The following is a 20,368-nucleotide window of genomic DNA, read 5'->3' on the forward strand; positions in this document are numbered from 1 at the left end:
GGGATCTTCGACGTTTCGCCCTGTTCAACGGGGTAGGGCGCCTGCGACGGTCCCCGCCGCTCGTCGCAGGGCGGCCCCTGTGCTTGAAAGGAATCACGATGAAGGCTGTCACCTGGCATGGCAAGCGCGACGTGCGGGTCGAGAACGTGCCCGACCCGGAGATCAAGGAGCCGGACGACGCGATCATCAGGATCACCTCGTCCGGGATCTGCGGGTCCGACCTGCACCTGTACGAGGTGCTCGGCCCGTTCCTCAGTGAGGGCGACGTTCTTGGGCACGAGCCGATGGGCATCGTCGAGGAGACCGGCCCGGACGTCGCGCACATCAAGGCCGGCGACCGTGTCGTCATCCCGTTCAACATCTCCTGCGGCCGCTGCCACATGTGCGACATGCAGCTGTACGCCCAGTGCGAGACCACGCAGGTCCGCGAGCAGGGCATGGGCGCGGCGCTGTTCGGCTACACCAGGCTGTACGGGCAGGTGCCGGGCGGGCAGGCCGAGTACCTGCGGGTGCCGCAGGCGCACTTCGGGCCGATCAAGGTGCCGGACGGCCCGCCGGACGAGCGCTTCGTGTATCTCTCGGACGTGCTGCCCACCGCGCGGCAGGCCGTGGACTGGGCCGCCATCCCGGAGGGCGGGACGGTCACCGTGCTCGGCCTCGGCCCGATCGGGCAGATGTCCGCCCGGATCGCCCGCCACATGGGGCATCGGGTGATCGCCGTGGACTTCGTGCCCGAGCGCCTGGAGATGGCGCGGCGGCACGGCATCGAGGTGATCGACTCCGATGACGCCGACGACGTCCCTGACGCGGTGCGCCAGATCACCGGGGGCCGCGGCACCGACTCGGTGATCGACGCGGTCGGGATGGAGGCGCACGGCTCGCCGGGCGCCAAGTTCGCGCAGACCCTCACCGGGCTGATGCCGGGCAGCACCGCGGCGCCGCTGATGTCGCGCGTCGGGGTGGACCGGCTCGCCGCGCTCGGCACCGCGATCGAGGTCGTCCGGCGGGGCGGGACGATCGCCCTCATCGGCGTGTACGGGGGGATGACGGACCCGCTGCCGATGATGCGGATGTTCGACAAGGGCGTGACGCTGCGGATGGGCCAGGCGCACGTCCGCAGATGGGTGGACGAGCTGATGCCGTTGGTCACCGACGACTCCGACCCGCTCGGCGTGATGGACCTCGCGACGCACCGCTGGCCGCTGGACAAGGCGCCGCGGGCGTACGAGATGTTCCAGAAGAAGGAGGACGGAGCGATCAAGGTGCTGCTGCAGCCGGCCGGCTGACGCGCGCGATGATCGCGGACGGGACCCGCTCCCAATAGGCTTTCCCGCGCCCCGGTGACGCCCGGGGCCGAATCCGAGCCTGGAGGTGGGCCCGATGCACCCGTTCCGCGCGGCCATTGAGAAGGGCGACATCGGTGCCCTCCCGGCGCTGCTGTCCGAGGACGTCACGTTCCTCAGCCCGGTGGCGTTCGCGCCGTACGAGGGGCGCGCGACGGTGTCGGCGATCCTGCGCGCGGTGACCCGGGTGTTCGCGGACTTCCGGTACGTCAACGAGATCAATGACGGCCGCGACCACGCCCTGGTCTTCAAGGCGCGGGTCGGTGACCGGGAGGTGCACGGCTGCGACTTCCTGCACCAGGACGACGACGGGCTCATCGACGAGTTCTGCGTCATGGTCCGGCCGCTGTCGGGGGCGAAGGCGCTGTCGGACGCGATGGCGGTGGAGTTCGAGGCCGTCAAGCGGGACCTGGGCCTGGACTGAGGTCCGTCAGGGACGGCCGGGGGAGGATGCCCGGTCCGGCCAGGCCCCGTGCGGCTGGACGGCGCGGCCGGGTGCGCCGTGCCAGTACTCGTGGAGCGCGCGGCACAGGCCGTCCCCGCCGAACCAGAGGACGGCGCAGCCGGCGGCGGTGCGGGGCGTGCCGTCGGACGGGTCGTGCAGGACGCACCACCATTCGAGGGATGCCCGCCGTCCCGACACGAGCGGCTCACCGAACCAGATGAGCGGGTCGCGCTGCCGCCCGAGCGTCGCCGTCCAGTGCGCGCGGATGGCGGCTCGTCCGACATGCGGCTCGCCGAACGGGCCTTGCCGGTAGCGGGCGTCCTCGGCGAACAGGCCCGCGATCGCGTCGGCGTCGGAGGCGGTCCAGCCCGCCTCCAGCCGGTCGATCCAGTCGTGCACGTCCATGTTCCTCCAGTCATTCCCGCGGTCATCGGGCCAGCCCGAGCACGATGTAGCTCGCGAAGGTCAGCAGCAGGTACAGGGCCGGCGCGGTGCGCGGCCAGCGCCGGTCCCGTTCGCCGTGCCCGCGCCGGAATCTCCACGCGGCGGCCGCCGGCACGGCCGGCGGGAGCAGCGCGATGAGCGTCCACCCGGCCGGGGCCCGCGACCAGGCCATGAGCAGCCCCGCGGACAGCACCGGGACGGCCAGGGCGAGCACGGCCGTCCCCGTCACGCCGAGGGTCGTCACGTAGGTCCGCTCCCCCGCACGCGGCGCTCGCGTGATCTTGCCTGCCAGCTCGGGGTGCCCGGCCGCGAGCACCGCGATGGCGACCGCGACGGCTCCGGACGCGTCGGCGTGCCGCCCGGCCGCGTCGAGGTAGCCCGCGTACAGGTACAGGTGGAGCAGCACCGGTGCGGGCAGGCTCACCAGCAGGCTCGCGAACAGGTTGTCGGCGGACGGGCGCCGCCACCGCCGGTGAACGGCGATCGCCCCGGCCGCGTACGCGAGCTGGGCGAGCAGGACGCCGGCCCGCCACGGCCACGCCGCGTTCAGCAGACCCAGGACCAGGACGCCCGCACCGTAGAGGACGGCCAGGTCACCGGGCCGCACCGCCCCGGCAGCCAGCGGGCGTCCGGGATTGAACCGGCGGTCGTACTCCACGTCGCGGATGTCGTCCAGTGCCCGCATCAGCAGCAGATCCACGAAGAGGGTCACCGCCGCGACCGCCGTCCCCGCCCCCGGCCGCCACCCGGACGACCCTGGATCGAGTGCGGCGAAGAGCCCGGTGACCCCGTACGCCCAGAGCACCGCGAGCAGCAGGGAAGGCAGCGGCGGGTAGCTCCCCCGGACGAACAGCCCCAGCCGGACGACCCGTCCCCTCATCGGGCCGGCCTCGGGGACCAGGTCACCGGAAGCTCCCAGACGCCGCGTATGAACATCCGGTCCCGCCATTCGAGCCGGCCCGGGTCGACCGCCGGGGACAGGTCGCCGAAACGGCGGAGGAGGGCGGCGAGCGCGACCTGGAGTTCGACGCGGGCGTGCGGCGCGCCGAGGCACATGTGGCGGCCGTGGCCGAAGCCCGCGTGCGGGTTCGGGGCGCGTCCGGGGTCGAACTCGTCCGGGTCGGGGAAGGCGGCGGGGTCGCGGTTGGCGGCGTCGGTGAGGGGGACGACGACCTCGCCCCGCGCCAGCTTCGTCCCGGCGAGTTCGGTGTCGTCGAGGACGACGTGCGGCTGGCCCCCGGTGCCGGCGAACCAGACCCAGCGCAGGAACTCCTCGACGGCGGCCGGGATCAGCGACGGGTCGGCGCGCAGCCGCGCGGCGAGGCCCGGCCGCGCGACCAGTTCCAGGACGCAGGCCGCCAGGAAGTTGGACGTGGTCTCGCCGCCCGCCATCAGCAGCCCGTACCCGAAGACGATGATCTCGTCGTCGGACAGCCCGGAGGAGGCCATGAGCGCGCTCAGCAGGTCGGTCCCGGGTTTCGCGCGGCGTTCGGCGAGCCGGTCGGCGAAGTACCCGTGCATGCCCTCGTGGGCGGCGCCGACCTCGCCGGCGGGGAACCGTCCGGCCGACATCATCGCGTTCACCCACGGCAGCAGCAGGCCGAGGTCATGGGTGGGGACGCCCAGCATGTCGCAGATGACCGCGTACGGGAACGGGGTGGCGAACCGGGCGATCAGGTCGGCGGGCGGGCCGGCCGACTCCATCTCGTCCAGCAGCCGTTCGGCGACGGCCTCCACGCGCGGCCGGTCCGCCTCGGCGCGGCGGGCCGTGAAGCGCGCCTGGACGGCCTTCCGGCGGCGCGTGTGCGTCGGCGGGTCACTGGTGACCAGCGCGAGGGACGTCCGCGTCCGCGCGAAGAGGGTGCCGCCGGCCCAGGCCTCGCGGCTGAAGCGGTCGTCGGACAGGACCGTCCGGACGTCGGCGTGCCGGGTGACGAGCAGGGCCCGGTGCCCGCTCGCCAGCACGACCGGCACCAGCGGCCGTTGCCGGAAGCGCCGCAGGTAGCCCTCGTCGAGCGCGACGCCGGGAAGGTTCGGCAGGGGGAAGTCCATGATGGTCCTTCAGGCGCTCAGCGGCGGGGGCAGGGACGTGTCCTCGGCGCGGCCACCGCCGTCGCCGCCGGCACCGCCGTTGCCGCCCTCGCGTTCCAGGGTCGTCAGGCGCGCCGAGGTGAGCGCCGCCCGGAACAGCTGGATGCCGCGCGCCGAACTCGGGTCGATGCCGGACAGGTCCCTGATGCGGTCCAGGCGGTAGTGCAGGGTGCGTCGGTGGATCCACAGCTCCCGCGCGGCGCGCTCCCGGTCGAGGTTGCAGGCGAGCAGGACCTCCAGGGTGCGGCGGAGGTCGGTGCCGGCGTCGAGCGGGGACAGCACGGCGGCGAGCCTGCCGCGGATGCCGGGCTGCCCGAGGATGGCGAGTTCGACCAGCAGCTCGTCCGCCCGGTAGGGGCGGTCCTCGGCGTCGGGGATGGCCTTGACGAGCGTCAGCACCTGCGACGCCTCCTCCAGCGCCGCGGGGATGTCGTCGAGGCCGCCGAGGAGGGACGTGGCGGCGTGCACCGGTCCGCGCGTCCACCCCGCGAGCCCGGCCGTGAACTCGGCGGCCCGGTCCTCGGCGCGCAGCGGGTCGCCGGCCGGGAACAGCGCGACGAGCCTGGACAGGTCGCCGGAGTGCAGGACGCCGTCCCATGCCTCCAGGCGTTCGCTCGCCCGCTCCCGGTGGGCGGCCGACGCGAGGGTCGGGGCCTCGCACAGCAGGACGAGGTAGGCGGGCGCCAGGCGGACCCCGGCCGCGTCGGCGATGACGTCCGCGGGCGCGCCGTCGATCAGCGTCTCGGCCAGGAGGCGCCGCAGCGGCCGGGACCTGTTCCCCTCGCTGGGCGCCTCCGCGTAGCCCTGGATGCAGCCCTCCCGCGCCCGCCCCGCGAGCCGCGCCGCGCACGCCGTCAGCTCGGCCATCTCGGCGAAGCACCCGGCGGGCACGACCGCCCAGCAGCTCCGCGCCGCCGCGGCGAGCGCGAGGTCCCACGCCTCCGACAGCACCGGAAGCGGGATCGCCTGCCGCGCCGCCATGACGCCGAGGTCGCGGAAGCGCGCCAGGTCGTCCTCGGGAAGCGGGTCGCCCGCCAGGACGAGGGCGAGCAGTCGGGCGCAGGTCTCGCCGCGGCGGCCGAACATCGGGCCCGCCGCCCGCCTGATCGGCTGGTAGGCGGGATGGCCTTTCAGGGCCTCGCCGATCGCCGCGTCGAGCAGCGGGCAGTGCGCCGTGAGGATTTCCGGGAGTCCGCAGGAAGGGGTCATCGACGGTCCTCCTACGCCACGGCCAGATGGAACCCGGGCATGTGCCCGACGGTCTCGTCGACCAGCCCGTGCAGTTCCCGGACGCAGTCCGGGTCGCCGCCCAGCAGGTCGAGGCGGCCGTGGGCCTGCTCGACCAGGGGCGCGACGGAGGCCGCGTAGGAGTCGATGACCTCGTCGTCCAGCATCCAGGCGGTCAGCTCGGCGCGCGCGGAGCCGGAGTGGCGGGCCGCGGCGTGCAGGGCGATCGCCTCCCGGCGCCGCCCGGCCGGCAGCGAACCCAGCAGATGGACGAGCAGGTACGTCGCCGTCCCGTTGGCGAGATCCTCGTGCCGTCCGGAGGCGAGGTCGCGCTGGTCGTTCACGAGCTGGCGCAGCACGCCGAGCGCCCGGCCGAACGAGCGCCAGCCGGTGACGCGGCGGCCGTCCGAGCCGGCCAGGCACGCCGCCGACGCCGCCGCCATCGCGTACGGGGAGCCGGTCTTGCCCTCGTAACCGCGCAGGACCGACTCCGGGGTCGCCGCCGACACCGGTTCGGAGAGGTCGCGGAGCTGGCCGTCCACGGCGTCCAGCCAGCACCGCGACAGCTCGTCGCCGAGCGCGGCGCGGACTCCGGCGGTGAGGGGCAGGCCCGCGATGAGCCGGGTGGGCAGATGGCTTCCCACGGCCAGCGCCGTGAGCACCTTCTTGCTGACGGCGACGCTTCCCGGGGACGGCGCGCCGGGGGCGTCGGTGAGGTCGTCGAGATAGCGGGCCGCCGCCCACCAGAGCAGATGGACCACGGCGACGGCCCGGGCCGGCCCTCGTCCGCCGGCATTCCAACGACGAGCTTCGCTCGGAGGCCCGGTTTCGGCGCCGTGCACCAGCAGCGGCAGCGTGATCATGCCGTTCGTCCCGGGGCGCGAACCCTTGGCCTGGACGAGGTCGAAGAACTCCGCGAGGAACTCCGACATGGCACCGCCGACCATCTCCCGGCCCTCGTCCAGGCCCATCGCGAGGCCCTCGGCGAGCAGCTCGCACAACCTCGCCATCTCCGCCTCGACCTCGGCGATCGCCCGTTCCTGGGCGGCCTTGCCGAACACTCCTTCGTCCACGTGCCAACTCCTCTGCTACTGCGGGGTGTGCCGGGCCGTGCCGGTGGCCCGGTGATTCAGGGGTGACGGTCCTCGCGCGTGCCGGTCACCGCGCCGGACGCTCGTCCAGGACCCGCACCGTGCCGGCGCGCCCGTCCAGCTCGATCCAGGCGCCGTCCGGGATGCGGCCGACGGCGCCGCCGACCGCGACGGCGGTGGGCACGCCCAGCAGCCGCCCGGTGACGGCGGTGTGCGAGAGCAGCGTGCCGCGCTCGACGACCAGCCCGGACGCCGCGATCATGAGCGGGAGCCAGCCGGGGTCGGTCTCGCGCGCGACGAGGATCCGGCCGGTGCAGTCGGCGGGGGCGATGCCGGGGTCCAGGACGACCTTGGCCCGGCCCCGGACCGTCCCGCCGCTCGACCCGAGCCCGCGCAGGACCCCCTGCGCGGCATCGGCGCCCTCGTGGCGCTCCGGGGCGCCGGCCGGGCGCGCCTGCGGGAGGGCCGCCGCGACCGGGCGCCCGGCGGGCATCGACAGCAGCGCGGGCGGGGGCGGCGCGGCGCACCGGCGGTCGCGTTCCGCGCGCCGCACCGCCGCGAGGCCCCGCAGGTCCGAGCCGGGGAGCGTACCGTCGAACGCGCCGGTGACCTCCTCGACGGTGAGGTCGTGGACGTCCATGGGGTCGTCCAGCATCCCCGCCTCGGCGAGGTGCTCACCGAGCCGCCACATCACCTCGCGGGACAGCCCGAACAGCTGCGTGCGGAGGAACCGGGTGTCCTCCCGCGTACGGACGAACCATCGCATCATGGCCAGCAGCACGGTCAGCACGGACCGGCGCACCGGGTTGCGGCAGGCCGCCCGCAGCCGCCGCCGGGCGTCCGCCGCGGCCCGCGCCTCACCGGCCCGGTTGCCGGCGACGGTCGTGCCCTGCCGGACGAACGGCGCGATCGTCGCGGCGACCGTCCAGGGCCGCTGGCGCGGGGTCGGCTCGTCGAGCTTCAGGTCGTGCATCGCGCGGTCCCCGTACCGCCGCAGGTACGCGCGGGCGGCCGCGGCCATGGAAGAGCCGTGCCGGCCGGCGGCGATGTCGGACCACACGGCACGCAGGCGTTCCTCGTCGGCCCCGTCCTCCCGCTCGCCGCCGGCGGCCAGCAGCGCCGCCTTCAGGTCCGGTATCCCGGCGGCGCGTTCGGCGAGGTCGATGGCGGCGCGGGCGGCGGCGAGCGAGCGGTTCTCGCGGCCGCCGCACAGCAGGCCGGGGAGCAGTTCGGGTCCGGCGCCCGCCCAGCGGCGCAGCAGCGCGGTCCCGGCCCGCATGACGAGCAGGCCGTAGACGCCGTTGGCGAGCGTGACGCCCCAGCGCCGCGCCACCTCGGCCCACACGCGCCGGTACAGGGCGATCAGCTCGTCCGGGGACCGCTCGGCGAGGGGGCGGGCCGCCGGGTCGTGGATCTCCGCCGCCAGCCCGTCCCACCAGCGCAGCAGCCGCGCCGTCGCCCGCCGGTGCCCGGCCGCGTGCCAGGCGATCACGGGCAGGGCGGCGGCGACGCGGGCGGGCGGCCAGCGCCGGGCGGCGCGCACCTCGCCGGTGATGCCCATGCCCTCCTCCCATCCGGAGCGGATGAGGTCGAACACGGGCAGCTGGCCGTGCAGTTCCTGCCAGTCGTCCAGCCGGTAGTACACGCGGCCGTCGAGGTACCCGACCATGCGCGGCAGCCGGTGCGCGTTCGCGCGCAGCCGCCGGGCCGGCACGCCCATCCGCCGGTACAGGTCGGTGAACGCGAGCTCGTAGAACATGCGCGCCTGCGAGTAGGTGAGCGCGCCGGACACGCCCGGGAAGCTCTCGGTGATGTTGTGGTTGCCCCAGTGCACGCGCGAGCCGCCGCCCGGTGCGGTCCCGGCGAGCGGCCGGGCCTGGACCAGGTGGACGGTGCCGTCCGGTGTGAACGTCCCCTCGATGTCCTGCGGGCGGCCGAACCGCTCCTCGACGCGCGCGGCGAGATCGGCCACCTCCCGCGCCTGGTCCTCGGTGAGGACCGGCACGTCCCGGAGCGGCTCCGGCACCTCGGTCACCTCCGGGTCGGTCGCGCCGTCGGCGGGCGGTCCCACCATGAGCCGCTTGGCGACGACCTCGGCGCGGACGGTGCCCGTCTTGGGATCGACGAAGAAGTGGTCGATGTCGGCCTTCTCCTGGACGACGCCCTCACCGATTCCGTGCGCGGCGGCGATGATGTGATGCCTCGTCCCGTCGCGGGGGTCCCGGGTGAACGCGACGAACGAGCGGGTCCCGGGCACCATCCGCTGGATCCCCACCGCGACCCGGACGCTCGCGGGATCGACGCCCTTCAGGATCCGGTACCGGACGGCCTCGGGCTTGAACGCCGACGCCCAGCAGCGCGCCACCGCCTCCAGCAGCCCCTCACGCCGGACGTAAAGGAAGCTGTCGCTCATCCCGGCGAACGGGTCGTCGTCGGAGTCCTCGCCGACGCCGTCCTCCCCCGGCACGACGCAGGCGCGGACGGCGGCCATGCCCCGCGCGCCGATGCGCTCGTCGAAGGCGTCCAGCAGCCCGGCGGCGCCCTCTCCCGCCGGGACGGCCTTGGACAACGCCGACGCGGCGGAGGCGCACCAGCTCTGCACGGGCACCGACGGCACCGGCGGAAGAGCGTCCTTCACCCCGCCGAGGGCCCGGTCGAACTCCGCGGCGGGCAGGCAGAAGAAGTCCGGGACGGGGAAGCCCGCCGCGTGCAGCGTCTCCAGCCGCGTGAACTTGTGGCCGATCTCGCCCATGGTCACCACACTCCCGGCAGCAGGCGCGGCTTCCCGGCCGCGTACCGCGCGTAACCCGGAACGTCCCGCAGGGCGCGCTCCTCGACCCGGATCCGCCAGGCCACCGCGGCGGCCAGCAGGACCAGCGCCGCGACTCCGGCGGGGTTGAGGAAGAAGCACGCGAAACCGGTGTTCGCGAGCAGCATCCCCGCGTAGGCCGGGTGGCGGACGATCCCGTAGAGCCCGTTCGTGACCACCCGGTGGCCGTCCTGCCGCATGACGTGGTGGGAGTAGAAGCGGCCGAGCGCGCGGATCGCGGCCTGCCGCAACGCCACCCCGGCGGCGAACACGGCGGCCGGCACGAGCAGCCACGGCGACCATCCGTCCCACGGCAGGGGCGCGAGTGCGGCCGACGCGACCAGCAGGATGCGGGCCAGCGCGTACGGCAGGAGCGTCCGCGCGTCGGCGGGCGGCGCGGCGGCGCGGCGGAAGGTCACCGGGGCCTCCAGGAGCAGCCAGCACAGGTAGGCGGCCAGCAGGCCCACCGCGACCGTTTGAGCGGAGCTCATCGATTCAACGGTGGTGGGTGGGGGCTGGAGGACGGTGGCCGGGCCGCCCCCTCCCCCGGCGTGGCGAACGATCCCCACGGTCAGCGCGCCCGCGCCCGCGGCGAACAGCAGGCGCGGCGCGAGCACCAGGAGTCTGTCGGTCATCGTCTCGTCACCGCGCCCTGGTCCGCGCGTACTGCTCCGGGCCCACCGCATACGCCTCGTAGGCCAGCGACCCCAGGTCGGCGCCGGTCACGGCGTCCGCCAGCGTCATTCTGCAGTGGGAGCGGCGCCCCGGGACGCGCGCGACCGGCCAGCGCAGCAGGAGCGGGGCGTCGCGGTCGAGGCGGCAGGGGATGTCCAGCCGCAGAGCCACCCACAGCAGCGTCGCGTCCATGGGCCTGCCGTGCTCCTCGTGCTCCAGCATCGTGGCGAACTGCCGGCCGGCCTCGACGATCTCCACGGGGCCGCGGAACGGCGGTCTCGGCTCCGGTCCGGCGGGCGGCCGCAGGACGGCGGCCTCCACCACCCCGCGCCCGCGCCGCACCGGCTCGCCGACCAGGATGTTCTCGGGGCGGTGCCGGTGGACCAGCTCGGCGGGGGCCCGCCGGGGCGTGGCCGGCGCGCCGGCCGCGCGCGTACCGGCCGGGACCGCGGGGACGTCGTCGGCGAACGCGATGGAACCCGCGCACACCTCCTCGCCCGCCTGGCGCGCGGCGACCGTCCACGCCCGGTTCGGGCCGGGGATCGCGCGGCAGGACAGCGTCGTGGCGCCGCGCAGCTCGCAGAACCGGGTGAAGTCGAGTCCGGCCACCACCCGGCCGGGCGGCCGCCCGCGCGACCGGAGCTCGTCGGCGCGGACGGCCAGGTCGAGCAGGCCGCTGAACAGCAGCATCCCCGGCACGTGGTCGAGCGGGTGGTCGAAGTAGAAGGGATCGGACTCGTCGACGACCAGCTCGCGGAATCGATCGATGACGGACGCGGCCATGCGCCCTCCCCTCATTTACTGACCCCTGGCTTCTCGCCGGCATGCGTCGAAAACGGCACCGGACACCCTTCTCGGTAAGGGCCGGAAAACCGGCGAGACGGCCGTCATCTTGCTACAGAAATGAGCACAGCTGAACTGCACTCCTGGGCAGTCCAGGCGGCGAGAGTCTTCCCAGACCGGCAACCCGGCGTCCCCCGGACACGCTCCGTGCAAGGGCTTCCCGCCCGGAAAGCGCATGTCAGCGTCCACTTGCGGGACATGCCGGGACGGCGGCCCGGCGGCCGCCCGGGCGAAGCGCGCACGTCATCAGGCCACAATGCAGATCGTTAGCCGCGTGTTTGTCCGCGCCCCGCACGGCACTTTAGCCCGCCGGTCGCACAAGATATATTTTCAAAGTATTGTTCAATCACCCCGGAAACGACAAGTGCTGTGACCTTGCCCACAATTAATTGGCAGAATGCGGTCATGCGGCGGGGCCCGGCGCGGCGGCTCGCCGCGCCGGGCCCCGTCCCCCGGTCCGCCCCTCGCCGGGAGGGTCGTCAGGGGTGGTCAGGCGGGCACATGGGACTTCTTGCGCGTCCAGTGCCGGTGCGCCTTGACCGCCTCGATCATCTGTGCCGAGAAGTCGCCGCCGGGGCCCTCGCCGGTGACGACGCCGTTGTCGCTGACCGTGCCGCCGTCCGCGAAGTCCACGCCGGTGATCCCGGCACGTTCCAGCAGGCCGATGCCCGCGTCGAGTGCGCCGACCGCCTTGCAGTGCACGAACGCCTCGGCGACGAAGTGCACGGCGTCACCGTCCTGCGCGAGCGTCTGGACGCTCTCCTCACCGCCCGGCACGAGCACCGCGTCGTAGAGGACGGACGCGACGGTCGGCATCGCGCGGGTGACCTCCACCTGGGCGCCGTTGGCCGCCTGGACGAAGCCGTCCTCGGCGGCGAGCACCTCGCAGACCGCGCCGGCCTCGGTGAGCGCCTCGCCGACCGCGGCGACGGCGGCCGAGTCGACCCCGTCCGCGACCAGGATCGCGATCTGGCGGCCCTCGACCGAATCCGTGGGCGAGTTCGCCTGGCTCAGCGCGGGCGAGCTGCGACCGTGGTTGGCGATCACGGGCGACTTCGGCGGATCCACCCCGACGCCCTCGGCGACCCGGACGGCGAGGTCGTGGTCGATGTGGTTGAGGTGCTCGACGACGCCCTCGCGGACGTGCTTGTGGTCGCACTTGCCCAGCTCGAACCGGAACGCGCCGACGATGTGCTCCTTCTCCCAGTCGGACATGCTGTTCCAGAACAGGGTCGCCTGCGAGTAGTGGTCGGCGAAGCTCTCGCTCCGCTTGCGGATCTTGTCGCCGTCCACCCGTTCCTGGTAGTGGGTGAACGAGCCTTCGCCGCCGACCACCGGGCAGCCGCCCGACAGCGAGTTCTTGTGGTAGCTCGCCCGCCCCTGGTGGATGTCCATCTGGTGGTAGCCGTCGCGGTGGTGGTTGCGCACCTCGGCGACCGGCCGGTTGACCGGGATCTGCGGGAAGTTCGGCCCGCCGAGCCGGATCAGCTGCGTGTCCAGGTAGGAGAACAGCCGCGCCTGCAGCAGCGGGTCGTTGGTGAAGTCGATGCCGGGCACGACGTTGCCGAGGTGGAAGGCGACCTGCTCGGTCTCGGCGAAGAAGTTCTCGGGGTTGCGGTCCAGCGTCAGCGTCCCGACCGGCCGCGCCGGCACCTCCTCCTCCGGGATGATCTTCGTCGGGTCGAGCAGGTCGAAGCCGAACCTGTGCTCGTCCTCGGCGGGGACGAGCTGCACGCAGAACTCGTACTCGGGGAACTGGCCCGCCTCGATCCGGTTCCACAGGTCGGCCCGGTTGAAGTCGGGGTTCTTCCCGGCGATCTTCTGGGTCTCGTCCCAGGCGAGCGAGTGGGTGCCGAGTTTCGGCTTCCAGTGGAACTTCACGAACGTCGCGCGGCCCTCGGCGTTGACGAGCCGGAACGTGTGGACGCCGAACCCCTGCATCATCGCGTAGCTGCGGGGGATCGCCCGGTCCGACATCAGCCACATCATCATGTGCAGGGTCTCGGGCTGAAGCTGCACGAAGTCCCAGAGCGTGTCGTGCGCGGAGGACGCCTGCGGGATCTCGTTCGGCGGCTCGGGTTTCACCGCGTGCACGAAGTCGGGGAACTTGATGCCGTCCTGGATGAAGAAGACCGGCATGTTGTTCCCGACGAGGTCGAAGTTGCCCTGCCGCGTGTAGAACTTCGTCGCGAACCCGCGGACGTCGCGGACGGTGTCGGCCGAGCCGCGCGACCCCGCGACGGTGGAGAACCGCACGAAGACCGGCGTCGTCAGCGACGTGTCGCGCAGGAACTCGGCGGTCGTGTAGTCGGCGAGCGACTCGTGCAACCGGAAATGGCCGTACGCGCCCGATCCGCGCGCGTGCACGACCCGCTCGGGAATCCGCTCATGGTCGAAATGGGTGATCTTCTCGCGCAGATGGAAGTCGTCCATCAGCGACGGGCCGCGCTCGCCCGCCGACAGCGAGTTGTCGGTGTCGTCGACCTTGATTCCCTGGTCGGTGGTGAGCCCGGTCCCTTCCGGGCTCACCCGCCGATGATCCAGCTGCTCCTGCTTGGCGTCGCCGCGGCCGGCGGAGTCGACCATGATTCAGCTCCCTTGAAGTGAACGTGTCCAGTGGTGGCCTGGCGGGTGGTGAGTGGGCACGTGGTGGCGGCTACCCCCCGGAATCCGGGCCATGCCGCCTTTGACCGGAACTTGATTTCCGCCCGGCGCGTCCCCTTCACGGGGCGATCGCGCCGCCCTGGACGCGGTCTTGTCAGGCGGCTGACAAACGCGCCGCCGCGGGATGAACGCCGGTGAGTGTCGCGGATCACGGTGCGTGCCTAGGTTGAGACGACCGGGCTCAGGCCGGTGTCAGGCCGAGGAGGTGCCAACGTGACGACGGCATACGAGGACGCGCACACCGGATCGTCCGTGCTGGACGGCCTGACGGAGGAGCCGTGGCGTGACATACCGCCGGAGGAGGCGCGGTGGATGCGGCCCCATCTCCCGGACCTGCTCGGCCCCATGGTGCAGGGCGTGCTGAGGCACGTCCCCGAGTACGACCGGCCGGGCGACACGGCCTACTCGCGGGTGGCCGAGGCCGCGGTCGCGCACGCCATGGAGCACTTCGTCCACATGATCGCCGACCCGGACGCCTCCTGGAAGGAGGTGTACCAGGTCTTCTTCGACGTGGGCTACGGCGAGGCCGTGGAGGGCCGCAGCCTGGAGCATCTGCAGAACGCGATGCGGGTCGGGTCGCGGCTCGCCTGGCGGCACCTGGCGGTCGAGGCCGAGCGGCTCGGCCGCCCCCGCACGCTGATCAGCCTGCTCGCCGAGGCCAACTTCGCGTATCTGGACGCGCTGGCGTCCGCGGCGGCGCACGGCTACGCGCGGGCCAGGGAGAAGGCGGCCGGGGAGCGCGAGCAGCGCCGCGGCCGGCTGCTGACCCTGCTGCTGTCGGACCCGCCCGCGCCGCCCGAGGTCGCCCGTGAGCAGTCGGCCCGCGCGGGCTGGCCGCTGCCGAAGCGGCTCGCGGTGATCGTGCTGCGGCCGCGTCCGGGCAGCGGCGGCGAGGGCCCCGCCGGGCTGCCGCCGTCGCTGCTGACGGGACTGGACCACGGCCGCCCCTGCCTGGTCATGCCCGACCCCGACGGGCCGGGCCGGATCGAGGAGCTGTCCGCGACGCTCGCGGGCTGGACGGGCGCGATCGGCCCGTCGGTCCCGGTGGACCAGGCGGGGACGTCGCTGCTGTGGGCGCGGCGCGCACTGGACCTGGCGCCCGCCGCGCCCGCCGCGGGCGGGCCCGGCGGCGGCACGGCCCGCGGCGGGGGCGGCGCGGCGGGCCGGGCCGGCGCGAGGGGCGGCGGCCGGGGCGCGCGGCGCGGCGGGGTGCTCGTCCGGGCGGAGGAGCATCTGCCGGAGCTGCTGCTGCGGGAGGGCGGGTCGCTCGCCGCGATCGTGGCGTCCCGGCGGCTGGCCCCGCTGGAGGAGGCCGGGCCGCGGCAGGGCCTGCGGCTCGCCGTGACGCTGCTGGAGTGCATGAAGCACGGATTCAACGCCACGGGCGCCGCAGAGGTCCTGTGCGTGCACCCGCAGACCGTCCGCTACCGGCTGGCGCAGCTGCACGGCATGTTCGGGTTCGACATCGAGGACCCGGCGATCCGGCTGGAGATGATGCTCCTCCTGCACACCTGGATCGAGCGGCACGGCGCCTGATACGTCCGCCATTCCCGCGCCACTTCCACGGGCCACTTCCCCGCCGCGCGCGTCTTGGCGTCATGCCGGGTCCCGGAATCCGCTACGGTCAAGGTCGCCGCGCAGGCCAGGGGAAGGAAGACTGAAGACACATGGCCGAGAAGGTCATTAGGGTGGACGACATCGACGGCTCCGAAGGGGCCGATGTCGCAAAGCGGGACTTCGAAGTCCTTGACCGGACGTTCACGATCGACTTGAGCGATGACAACTTCAAGCGGCTGAACGAGACGCTGGACGCGCTCGCGCCCTTCATCGAGAACGCCGCCGAGGTGAAGCCCGCCGGGAAGGGACGCAAGTCCCGCACCGCGAAGATCAAGGGCTACACGAACGGCGATGTCCGCGAGTGGGCATTGCGAAGTAACATCGAAGTCTCTGAACGTGGCAAGATATCGGATGAGGTCTATGCTGCATTCATCGAGGCACATCCGGACGCCAAGCCGGACGCATAGCTAGAGGGAGTCCCCGCATGGCACAGAAGGTCGAAGTCCTTCTCGTGGACGACATCGACGGCGGAGAGGCTGACGAGACCGTCAGCTTTTCCCTCGATGGCACGACTTACGAGATCGACCTGAGCAAGAAGAACGCCGCCAAGCTGCGCAACGGCCTGGAGCCGTTCGTGGCCGGCGCCCGCAAGGCGCGCAAGCCCACCGGCCGCGGTGGCCGCGCCGCCCGGACCGCGGGCAGCCGTGAGCGCTCCGCTGAGATTCGCGAGTGGGCGAAGAGCGCCGGCATCAAGGTCAATGAGCGGGGCCGTATCCCCGCCAATGTGATCGAGCAGTACGAGGCCGCGCACTAGCGGTCCTCCGCGTGGCCGGCGGCGTTCCGGCACTGCGACAGGGGCCGGGGTGGTGGAATTCTCATCACCCCGGCCTCTTACGTGCGCAACGGTCAAATCGCCTTTGGGTACGGCATTCGCCGGGGGCGGCTGAGAGAACCGTCCCCGCCGCCGAACGATCCCGGATCGCGGAGAATGCCGGGAATGGTGCATGACAACACAATAGGCTGATCCCAGGGGAACGGCCGAGGGGGCAGACCGTTGAGACGCGCGACGCGATGGGACCGTGTGCGGTACTGGTTCGACAGGACGATGTCGAAGGGGACGCCCGCGCTCATCGGCTGGCTCGGTCTCGCCTCGGCCGCGCTGGTGCTCGTGGTGGCGACCGCGGCGGTCGTCGTCACGCCCCGCGACAGCGCCGACAAGGGTCACTGGCTCGGCATGGTCTGGCGCAGCCTGCTGCGCACGCTGGACCCCGGCACGATGGGCGACGACACCGGCACCGGCCCGTTCCTGGCGCTGATGCTGGTCGCCACGGTCGGCGGCATCTTCATCGTCAGCTCGCTGATCGGCGTGATCACCACCGGCCTCGAAGGCAAGATCACCGAGTTGCGCAAGGGCCGGTCGCGGATCGTCGAGCACGGGCACACCGTGCTGCTCGGCTGGTCCGAGCAGGTCTTCACCGTGGTCGCCGAGCTGGTGGAGGCCAACCAGAGCAAGCGCAGGTCGTGCGTGGCGATCCTCGCCAACCGCGACAAGGTGGAGATGGAGGACGCGATCCGGGACCGGGTGGGCGACCTCGGCCGCACCCGCATCGTGTGCCGCACCGGCGACCCGCTGAAGGTCGCCGACGTGGAGCTGGTCAGTCCCGGCACCGCCCGCTCCATCATGATCGTCACACCGGAGGTCGACGACGCCGACACCCGGGTCATCAAGGTGCTGCTGTCGCTGGGCTCGCGGACGTGGGAACGGGGCCGCCCGCACGTGGTCGCCGCCGTGCACGACTCGGCGAACCTGCCCGCCGCCCGGCTCGCGGGCGGCGACTCCGCGCACGTGATCGACGCCGACGACGTCGCGATCCGGCTGATCGTCCAGTCGCACCGGCAGTCGGGCCTGTCGCAGGTCTGCACCGATCTGCTCGACTTCGCCGGCCACGAGTTCTACATGCGGCGCGAGCCGGACCTGGACGGGCGGACGTTCGGCGCGTCGCTTTCGGCCTACGACCTGGGCATCCCGGCGGGGCTGCGGCGCGCGGACGGGACCGTCCTGCTCAACCCGCCGATGGACACCGTGATCCGCGCCGACGACGAGATCATCGTGCTGGCCGAGGACGATCTGCTGATCCGGCTCGCGTCCGCGCCCCCGCCGCCGGTCCGCGAGTCGGCGATCACCACGGCGACCCCGCGCGAGCCGGTGCCCGAGCGGACGCTGATGCTCGGCTGGAACCACCGCGCCCCGAAGATCATCGAGCTGCTGGACGAGTTCCTCGCCCCGTGTTCGGCCCTGATGGTGGCCGCGCCGCGCGAGGATCCGACGGGGCGGCTGCGCCCGTGCGAGGGCCTCAAGATCGACTTCGTCCGGGCCGAGCCGACCGAGCGGCCGTCCCTGGAGTCCCTCGACGTCGGCTCCTACCAGCACGTCATCGTGCTGTCGGAGGAGGGGTTCGACCGCGAGCACGCCGACGCCCGCACGCTGGTCACGCTGCTGCACCTGCGCGACATGGAGGACGCCCTCGGCGACCCGTTCGCCATCGTCAGCGAGATCAACGACGACGCCAACCGGGAGATCGCGCAGGTCACCAAGGCCGACGACTTCGTGGTGAGCGAGAAGCTGATCAGCCTGATGCTGACGCAGCTCAGCGAGAACCGGCACCTGTACGACGTGTTCGTCGACCTGCTCGACCCGGCCGGCTCGGAGATCTACCTCAAGCCCGCCTGCGACTATCTGGCGCCGGGCGAGGAGGCCGACTTCGCGACGCTCATCGAGTCGGCGAGGCGGCGCGGCGAGGTCGCGCTCGGCTACCGGCTGACCGAGCGATTCCACGATCCGCCCGCCTACGGGGTGGTGCTCAACCCGGACAAGACGGCGCCGCTCACGCTGTCGGCCGACGACCGCGTCATCGTGCTGGCCGAGAACTGATCCGGGTCACTCCACGGAGAGCCGCAGCTCGTGACCGGCCCGCAGCGCACCGGCGACGCGGTCGCGCAGCGCCCGCTCGGCCCGGAGCGCGTCGTCGGCCATCCCGCGGATCTCCGCGCCCGCCATCTCGTCCCCGACCGTGCTCGCGATCAGGTCCCGGTAGCGGGCGTTCTGCTCGGGCAGCCCCTGCAGCACCCGCGACTCGTGGTAGGCGTCGTCGGCCTCGCGCGCCCGGTGCGCGTACCCCTCCAGGGCCTCGATCCGCGCCGTGACCGAGCGGACCGACAGTTCCAGGGCGCGGTCCTGGGGTTCGAGGAGGGCCCGGACGCGCGGCGAGAGCCGTTCAGGCTGCTGGCCGCGGCGCTCCCGGCGCAGCCGCGTGTGCTCGGCGAGGGCGCCCGCGATGGCCCATTCCTGCCTCGGCAGGACGACGGTGTTGTTGACGTCGTCCAGAAGCCCGGCTCCATGCGTCTGCGACCCGAGGACGGCGTCGATGGCGCGCTGGGCGCGGACGAGGAGCCGCGCGGCGGGCCGGTCGAAGTCGCCGGGCAGCAGGTAGGAGCCGTGGTGCGCGCGTGCGGCGCGGGCGGCGGCCGGCTCGCGGACGTGGCGCAGGGCGCCGGCGACCCAGCCGGTGAAGCTCACCGCCGCAAGGACGATCGCCGCGTCCGTCTGCCCGAGCAGCAGCAGGAGCACCTGCAGAGCGGGGGTGAGCATCATCGCGAGGACGGGCAGTCTCCCCCAGCGCGTCGCGCCGCCCATCAGGTCGTCCTCGTCGAGCGAGGCGAGGAAGAACACCCGCAGCCACCCGCCGGGCAGCACGCCGTAGAAGAACGCGAACACCGGGATCCACACCAGCCGCGCCGCGACCGTGGCGGGGCGCAGCCGCGGTGGCCCGGGCGCGTCCATGCAGGCCGCGACGAGCCGTCCGGGCGCCGCGGCGAGCAGCGCGCGGTCGTCGCCGGGGATACCGGGATCGAACACCGGACGGGGGCGGCTTTCCTCGTTCATCGGCACTCCCCACCGCGTCAGGGAAACCCTTGTGCCCGCGGGCTGATCCGACGCTGATCACGCGGGCCCGGCTCACTCCAGACTGTCACGAATTCCGGGCACCGGCAGCCCTCGGGTGGACGTTCAGTCCTGCAGTTGTGCCCAGACCTCGCGGTCGCGGTCGGCCGTCCAGATCCGGGGGCGTTCGACGCCGTCCAGCTCGTCCCACAGGCGGGACACGTCGAACGGCAGGCAGTGCTCGAAGATCGGCCACCGGCCGTAGGCGGGCGCCAGCGCGGCGTGCACGGCGGCGAAGGCGTCCTTGAGGGTGCCGCCGCCGTCGCGGACCCGGCCGGTCTCCCGGATCATCGTGTCGAGGAAGTCGCGGGTCTGCCCGACGGCGGCGTGCGCGGCGTCCCGGCCGTGCGCGACGGCGCCGCGCCCGCCGACGAGCGTCTCGGCGCCGAACGAGTTCACGTGGTCGAGCGTGCCCGAGGCCCACTCGCGGTGGAACGCGTCGCCGGTGTAGAGGGCCGCCTGGGTCTCCACGAGGTCGCCGGCGAACAGGATCCGGTGCCGGGGCAGCCACGCCACGATGTCGCCCTCGGTGTGGCCGCGGCCGCAGTACGCCAGGTCGAGGTCGCCGCGGTCGCCGCCGAGGTCGATGGTGAGCGTGCTGGAGAACGTCACGGACGGCCAGGTGAGCCCGGGAATGCCGTCGGGGTCCTTGAACAGCCGGGGCATCCGCCCGTACTCCGACTCCCAGTCCTGCTTGCCGCGTTCGGCGATCAGGGAGCGGGTCAGGTCGTGCGCGATGACCACCGGGGCGCCGAACGCGCTCGCGCCCAGCGTCCGGACGGCGTGGTAGTGCGACAGGACCAGGTAGCGGATCGGCTTGTCGGTGTGCGCGCGCAGGACGGTGAGCCAGTCGCGGGCCGCCGCCGGCGTGGCGAGGGCCTCGAAGCAGACGAGGAAGTCCTCGCCCTCGACGGCGCCGACGTTCGGGTCCCCCTCGGCCGTGAGCGCGTACACCCCGTCGGCCAGGACCTCCAGCGTCGGCGTCTTGTCGCCCAGATCTGCGGACGAGGCGAACGGTCTGGGCATCGGCGCCCCCTCGCATTCGTGGCCGCGGCCTCCGCGCGGGCAGGTTCTGCTCGCCCAGGGTTCATTCCACACAGAGCAGTCGATAACCGTCCCGGGATCGCGGGGAAGTCGGTGCCGACTGGGTAAAGGGATCTTGGACGTGTCGGCAGCGGA

At 73.1% G+C, this 20,368-nt stretch carries 17 protein-coding genes; 6 read left to right on the forward strand and 11 right to left on the reverse strand.

What is annotated here, in order from left to right; translation table 11 throughout:
• Positions 1-98 precede the first annotated feature (98 nt).
• Both ACTWPP_RS16515 and ACTWPP_RS16520 read left to right on the forward strand, forming a co-directional pair.
• Positions 99-1,286 carry a zinc-dependent alcohol dehydrogenase gene (locus ACTWPP_RS16515; RefSeq protein ID WP_443105140.1) on the forward strand — a complete coding sequence of 396 codons (1,188 nt, stop codon included), beginning with the start codon at positions 99-101 and terminating at the stop codon, positions 1,284-1,286.
• Between the two features lie 94 nt (positions 1,287-1,380).
• On the forward strand, positions 1,381-1,767 hold the full coding sequence (locus tag ACTWPP_RS16520) for a nuclear transport factor 2 family protein (protein WP_443105141.1): 387 nt from the start codon (positions 1,381-1,383) through the stop codon (positions 1,765-1,767).
• Between the two features lie 6 nt (positions 1,768-1,773).
• Here ACTWPP_RS16520 and ACTWPP_RS16525 read toward each other — a convergent pair whose 3' ends face one another.
• The 9 genes from ACTWPP_RS16525 to ACTWPP_RS16565 all read right to left on the reverse strand — a co-directional run bounded on the left by ACTWPP_RS16525 (position 1,774) and on the right by ACTWPP_RS16565 (position 13,554).
• Positions 1,774-2,193 (reverse strand): nuclear transport factor 2 family protein, encoded by a 420-nt coding sequence (locus ACTWPP_RS16525; protein WP_443105142.1) that lies wholly within the window; start codon positions 2,191-2,193, stop codon positions 1,774-1,776.
• A gap of 22 nt (positions 2,194-2,215) precedes the next feature.
• Positions 2,216-3,112 carry a hypothetical protein gene (locus ACTWPP_RS16530; RefSeq protein WP_443105143.1) on the reverse strand — a complete coding sequence of 299 codons (897 nt, stop codon included), beginning with the start codon at positions 3,110-3,112 and terminating at the stop codon, positions 2,216-2,218.
• A complete protein-coding gene (locus ACTWPP_RS16535) occupies positions 3,109-4,284 on the reverse strand; it encodes a cytochrome P450 (RefSeq protein ID WP_443105144.1) in 1,176 nt (391 codons plus the stop codon). The genes ACTWPP_RS16530 and ACTWPP_RS16535 overlap by 4 nt, the downstream gene beginning before the upstream one ends.
• A gap of 9 nt (positions 4,285-4,293) precedes the next feature.
• A complete protein-coding gene (locus ACTWPP_RS16540) occupies positions 4,294-5,532 on the reverse strand; it encodes a PucR family transcriptional regulator (RefSeq protein WP_443105145.1) in 1,239 nt (412 codons plus the stop codon).
• Between the two features lie 11 nt (positions 5,533-5,543).
• Positions 5,544-6,623 (reverse strand): polyprenyl synthetase family protein, encoded by a 1,080-nt coding sequence (locus ACTWPP_RS16545; RefSeq protein ID WP_443105146.1) that lies wholly within the window; start codon positions 6,621-6,623, stop codon positions 5,544-5,546.
• A gap of 85 nt (positions 6,624-6,708) precedes the next feature.
• Entirely contained in the window at positions 6,709-9,393 is a 2,685-nt protein-coding gene (locus ACTWPP_RS16550; protein WP_443105147.1) for a PEP/pyruvate-binding domain-containing protein, read from the reverse strand.
• Positions 9,394-9,395: 2 nt separating this feature from the next.
• A complete protein-coding gene (locus ACTWPP_RS16555; protein WP_443105148.1) occupies positions 9,396-10,085 on the reverse strand; it encodes a methyltransferase family protein in 690 nt (229 codons plus the stop codon).
• Positions 10,086-10,092: 7 nt separating this feature from the next.
• Positions 10,093-10,908 carry an AfsA-related hotdog domain-containing protein gene (locus ACTWPP_RS16560; RefSeq protein WP_443105149.1) on the reverse strand — a complete coding sequence of 272 codons (816 nt, stop codon included), beginning with the start codon at positions 10,906-10,908 and terminating at the stop codon, positions 10,093-10,095.
• Between the two features lie 549 nt (positions 10,909-11,457).
• A complete protein-coding gene (locus tag ACTWPP_RS16565) occupies positions 11,458-13,554 on the reverse strand; it encodes a catalase (protein WP_443105150.1) in 2,097 nt (698 codons plus the stop codon).
• Positions 13,555-13,845: 291 nt separating this feature from the next.
• On the opposite strand from ACTWPP_RS16565, the gene ACTWPP_RS16570 reads away from it, so the two are divergent.
• The 4 genes from ACTWPP_RS16570 to ACTWPP_RS16585 all read left to right on the forward strand — a co-directional run bounded on the left by ACTWPP_RS16570 (position 13,846) and on the right by ACTWPP_RS16585 (position 18,121).
• Positions 13,846-15,168, forward strand: a complete 1,323-nt coding sequence (locus ACTWPP_RS16570) for a helix-turn-helix domain-containing protein (RefSeq protein WP_443105151.1) — start codon at positions 13,846-13,848, stop codon at positions 15,166-15,168.
• Positions 15,169-15,299: 131 nt separating this feature from the next.
• Positions 15,300-15,656 (forward strand): histone-like nucleoid-structuring protein Lsr2, encoded by a 357-nt coding sequence (locus ACTWPP_RS16575; RefSeq protein ID WP_358457744.1) that lies wholly within the window; start codon positions 15,300-15,302, stop codon positions 15,654-15,656.
• A 17-nt stretch (positions 15,657-15,673) separates the two neighbouring features.
• Positions 15,674-16,003 (forward strand): histone-like nucleoid-structuring protein Lsr2, encoded by a 330-nt coding sequence (locus ACTWPP_RS16580; protein WP_443105152.1) that lies wholly within the window; start codon positions 15,674-15,676, stop codon positions 16,001-16,003.
• Positions 16,004-16,294: 291 nt separating this feature from the next.
• Complete coding sequence (locus ACTWPP_RS16585) at positions 16,295-18,121, forward strand: CASTOR/POLLUX-related putative ion channel (protein ID WP_443105570.1); 1,827 nt, start codon at positions 16,295-16,297, stop codon at positions 18,119-18,121.
• A gap of 6 nt (positions 18,122-18,127) precedes the next feature.
• On the opposite strand, the gene ACTWPP_RS16590 is transcribed toward ACTWPP_RS16585, so the two are convergent.
• Positions 18,128-19,132, reverse strand: a complete 1,005-nt coding sequence (locus ACTWPP_RS16590; protein WP_443105153.1) for a hypothetical protein — start codon at positions 19,130-19,132, stop codon at positions 18,128-18,130.
• 123 nt (positions 19,133-19,255) lie between these two features.
• Entirely contained in the window at positions 19,256-20,215 is a 960-nt protein-coding gene (locus tag ACTWPP_RS16595) for an MBL fold metallo-hydrolase (protein WP_443105154.1), read from the reverse strand.
• Positions 20,216-20,368 lie beyond the last annotated feature (153 nt).

It is taken from the genome of Actinomadura sp. 3N407, assembly GCF_052245875.1.
Classification (GTDB): Bacteria; Actinomycetota; Actinomycetes; order Streptosporangiales; family Streptosporangiaceae; genus Spirillospora.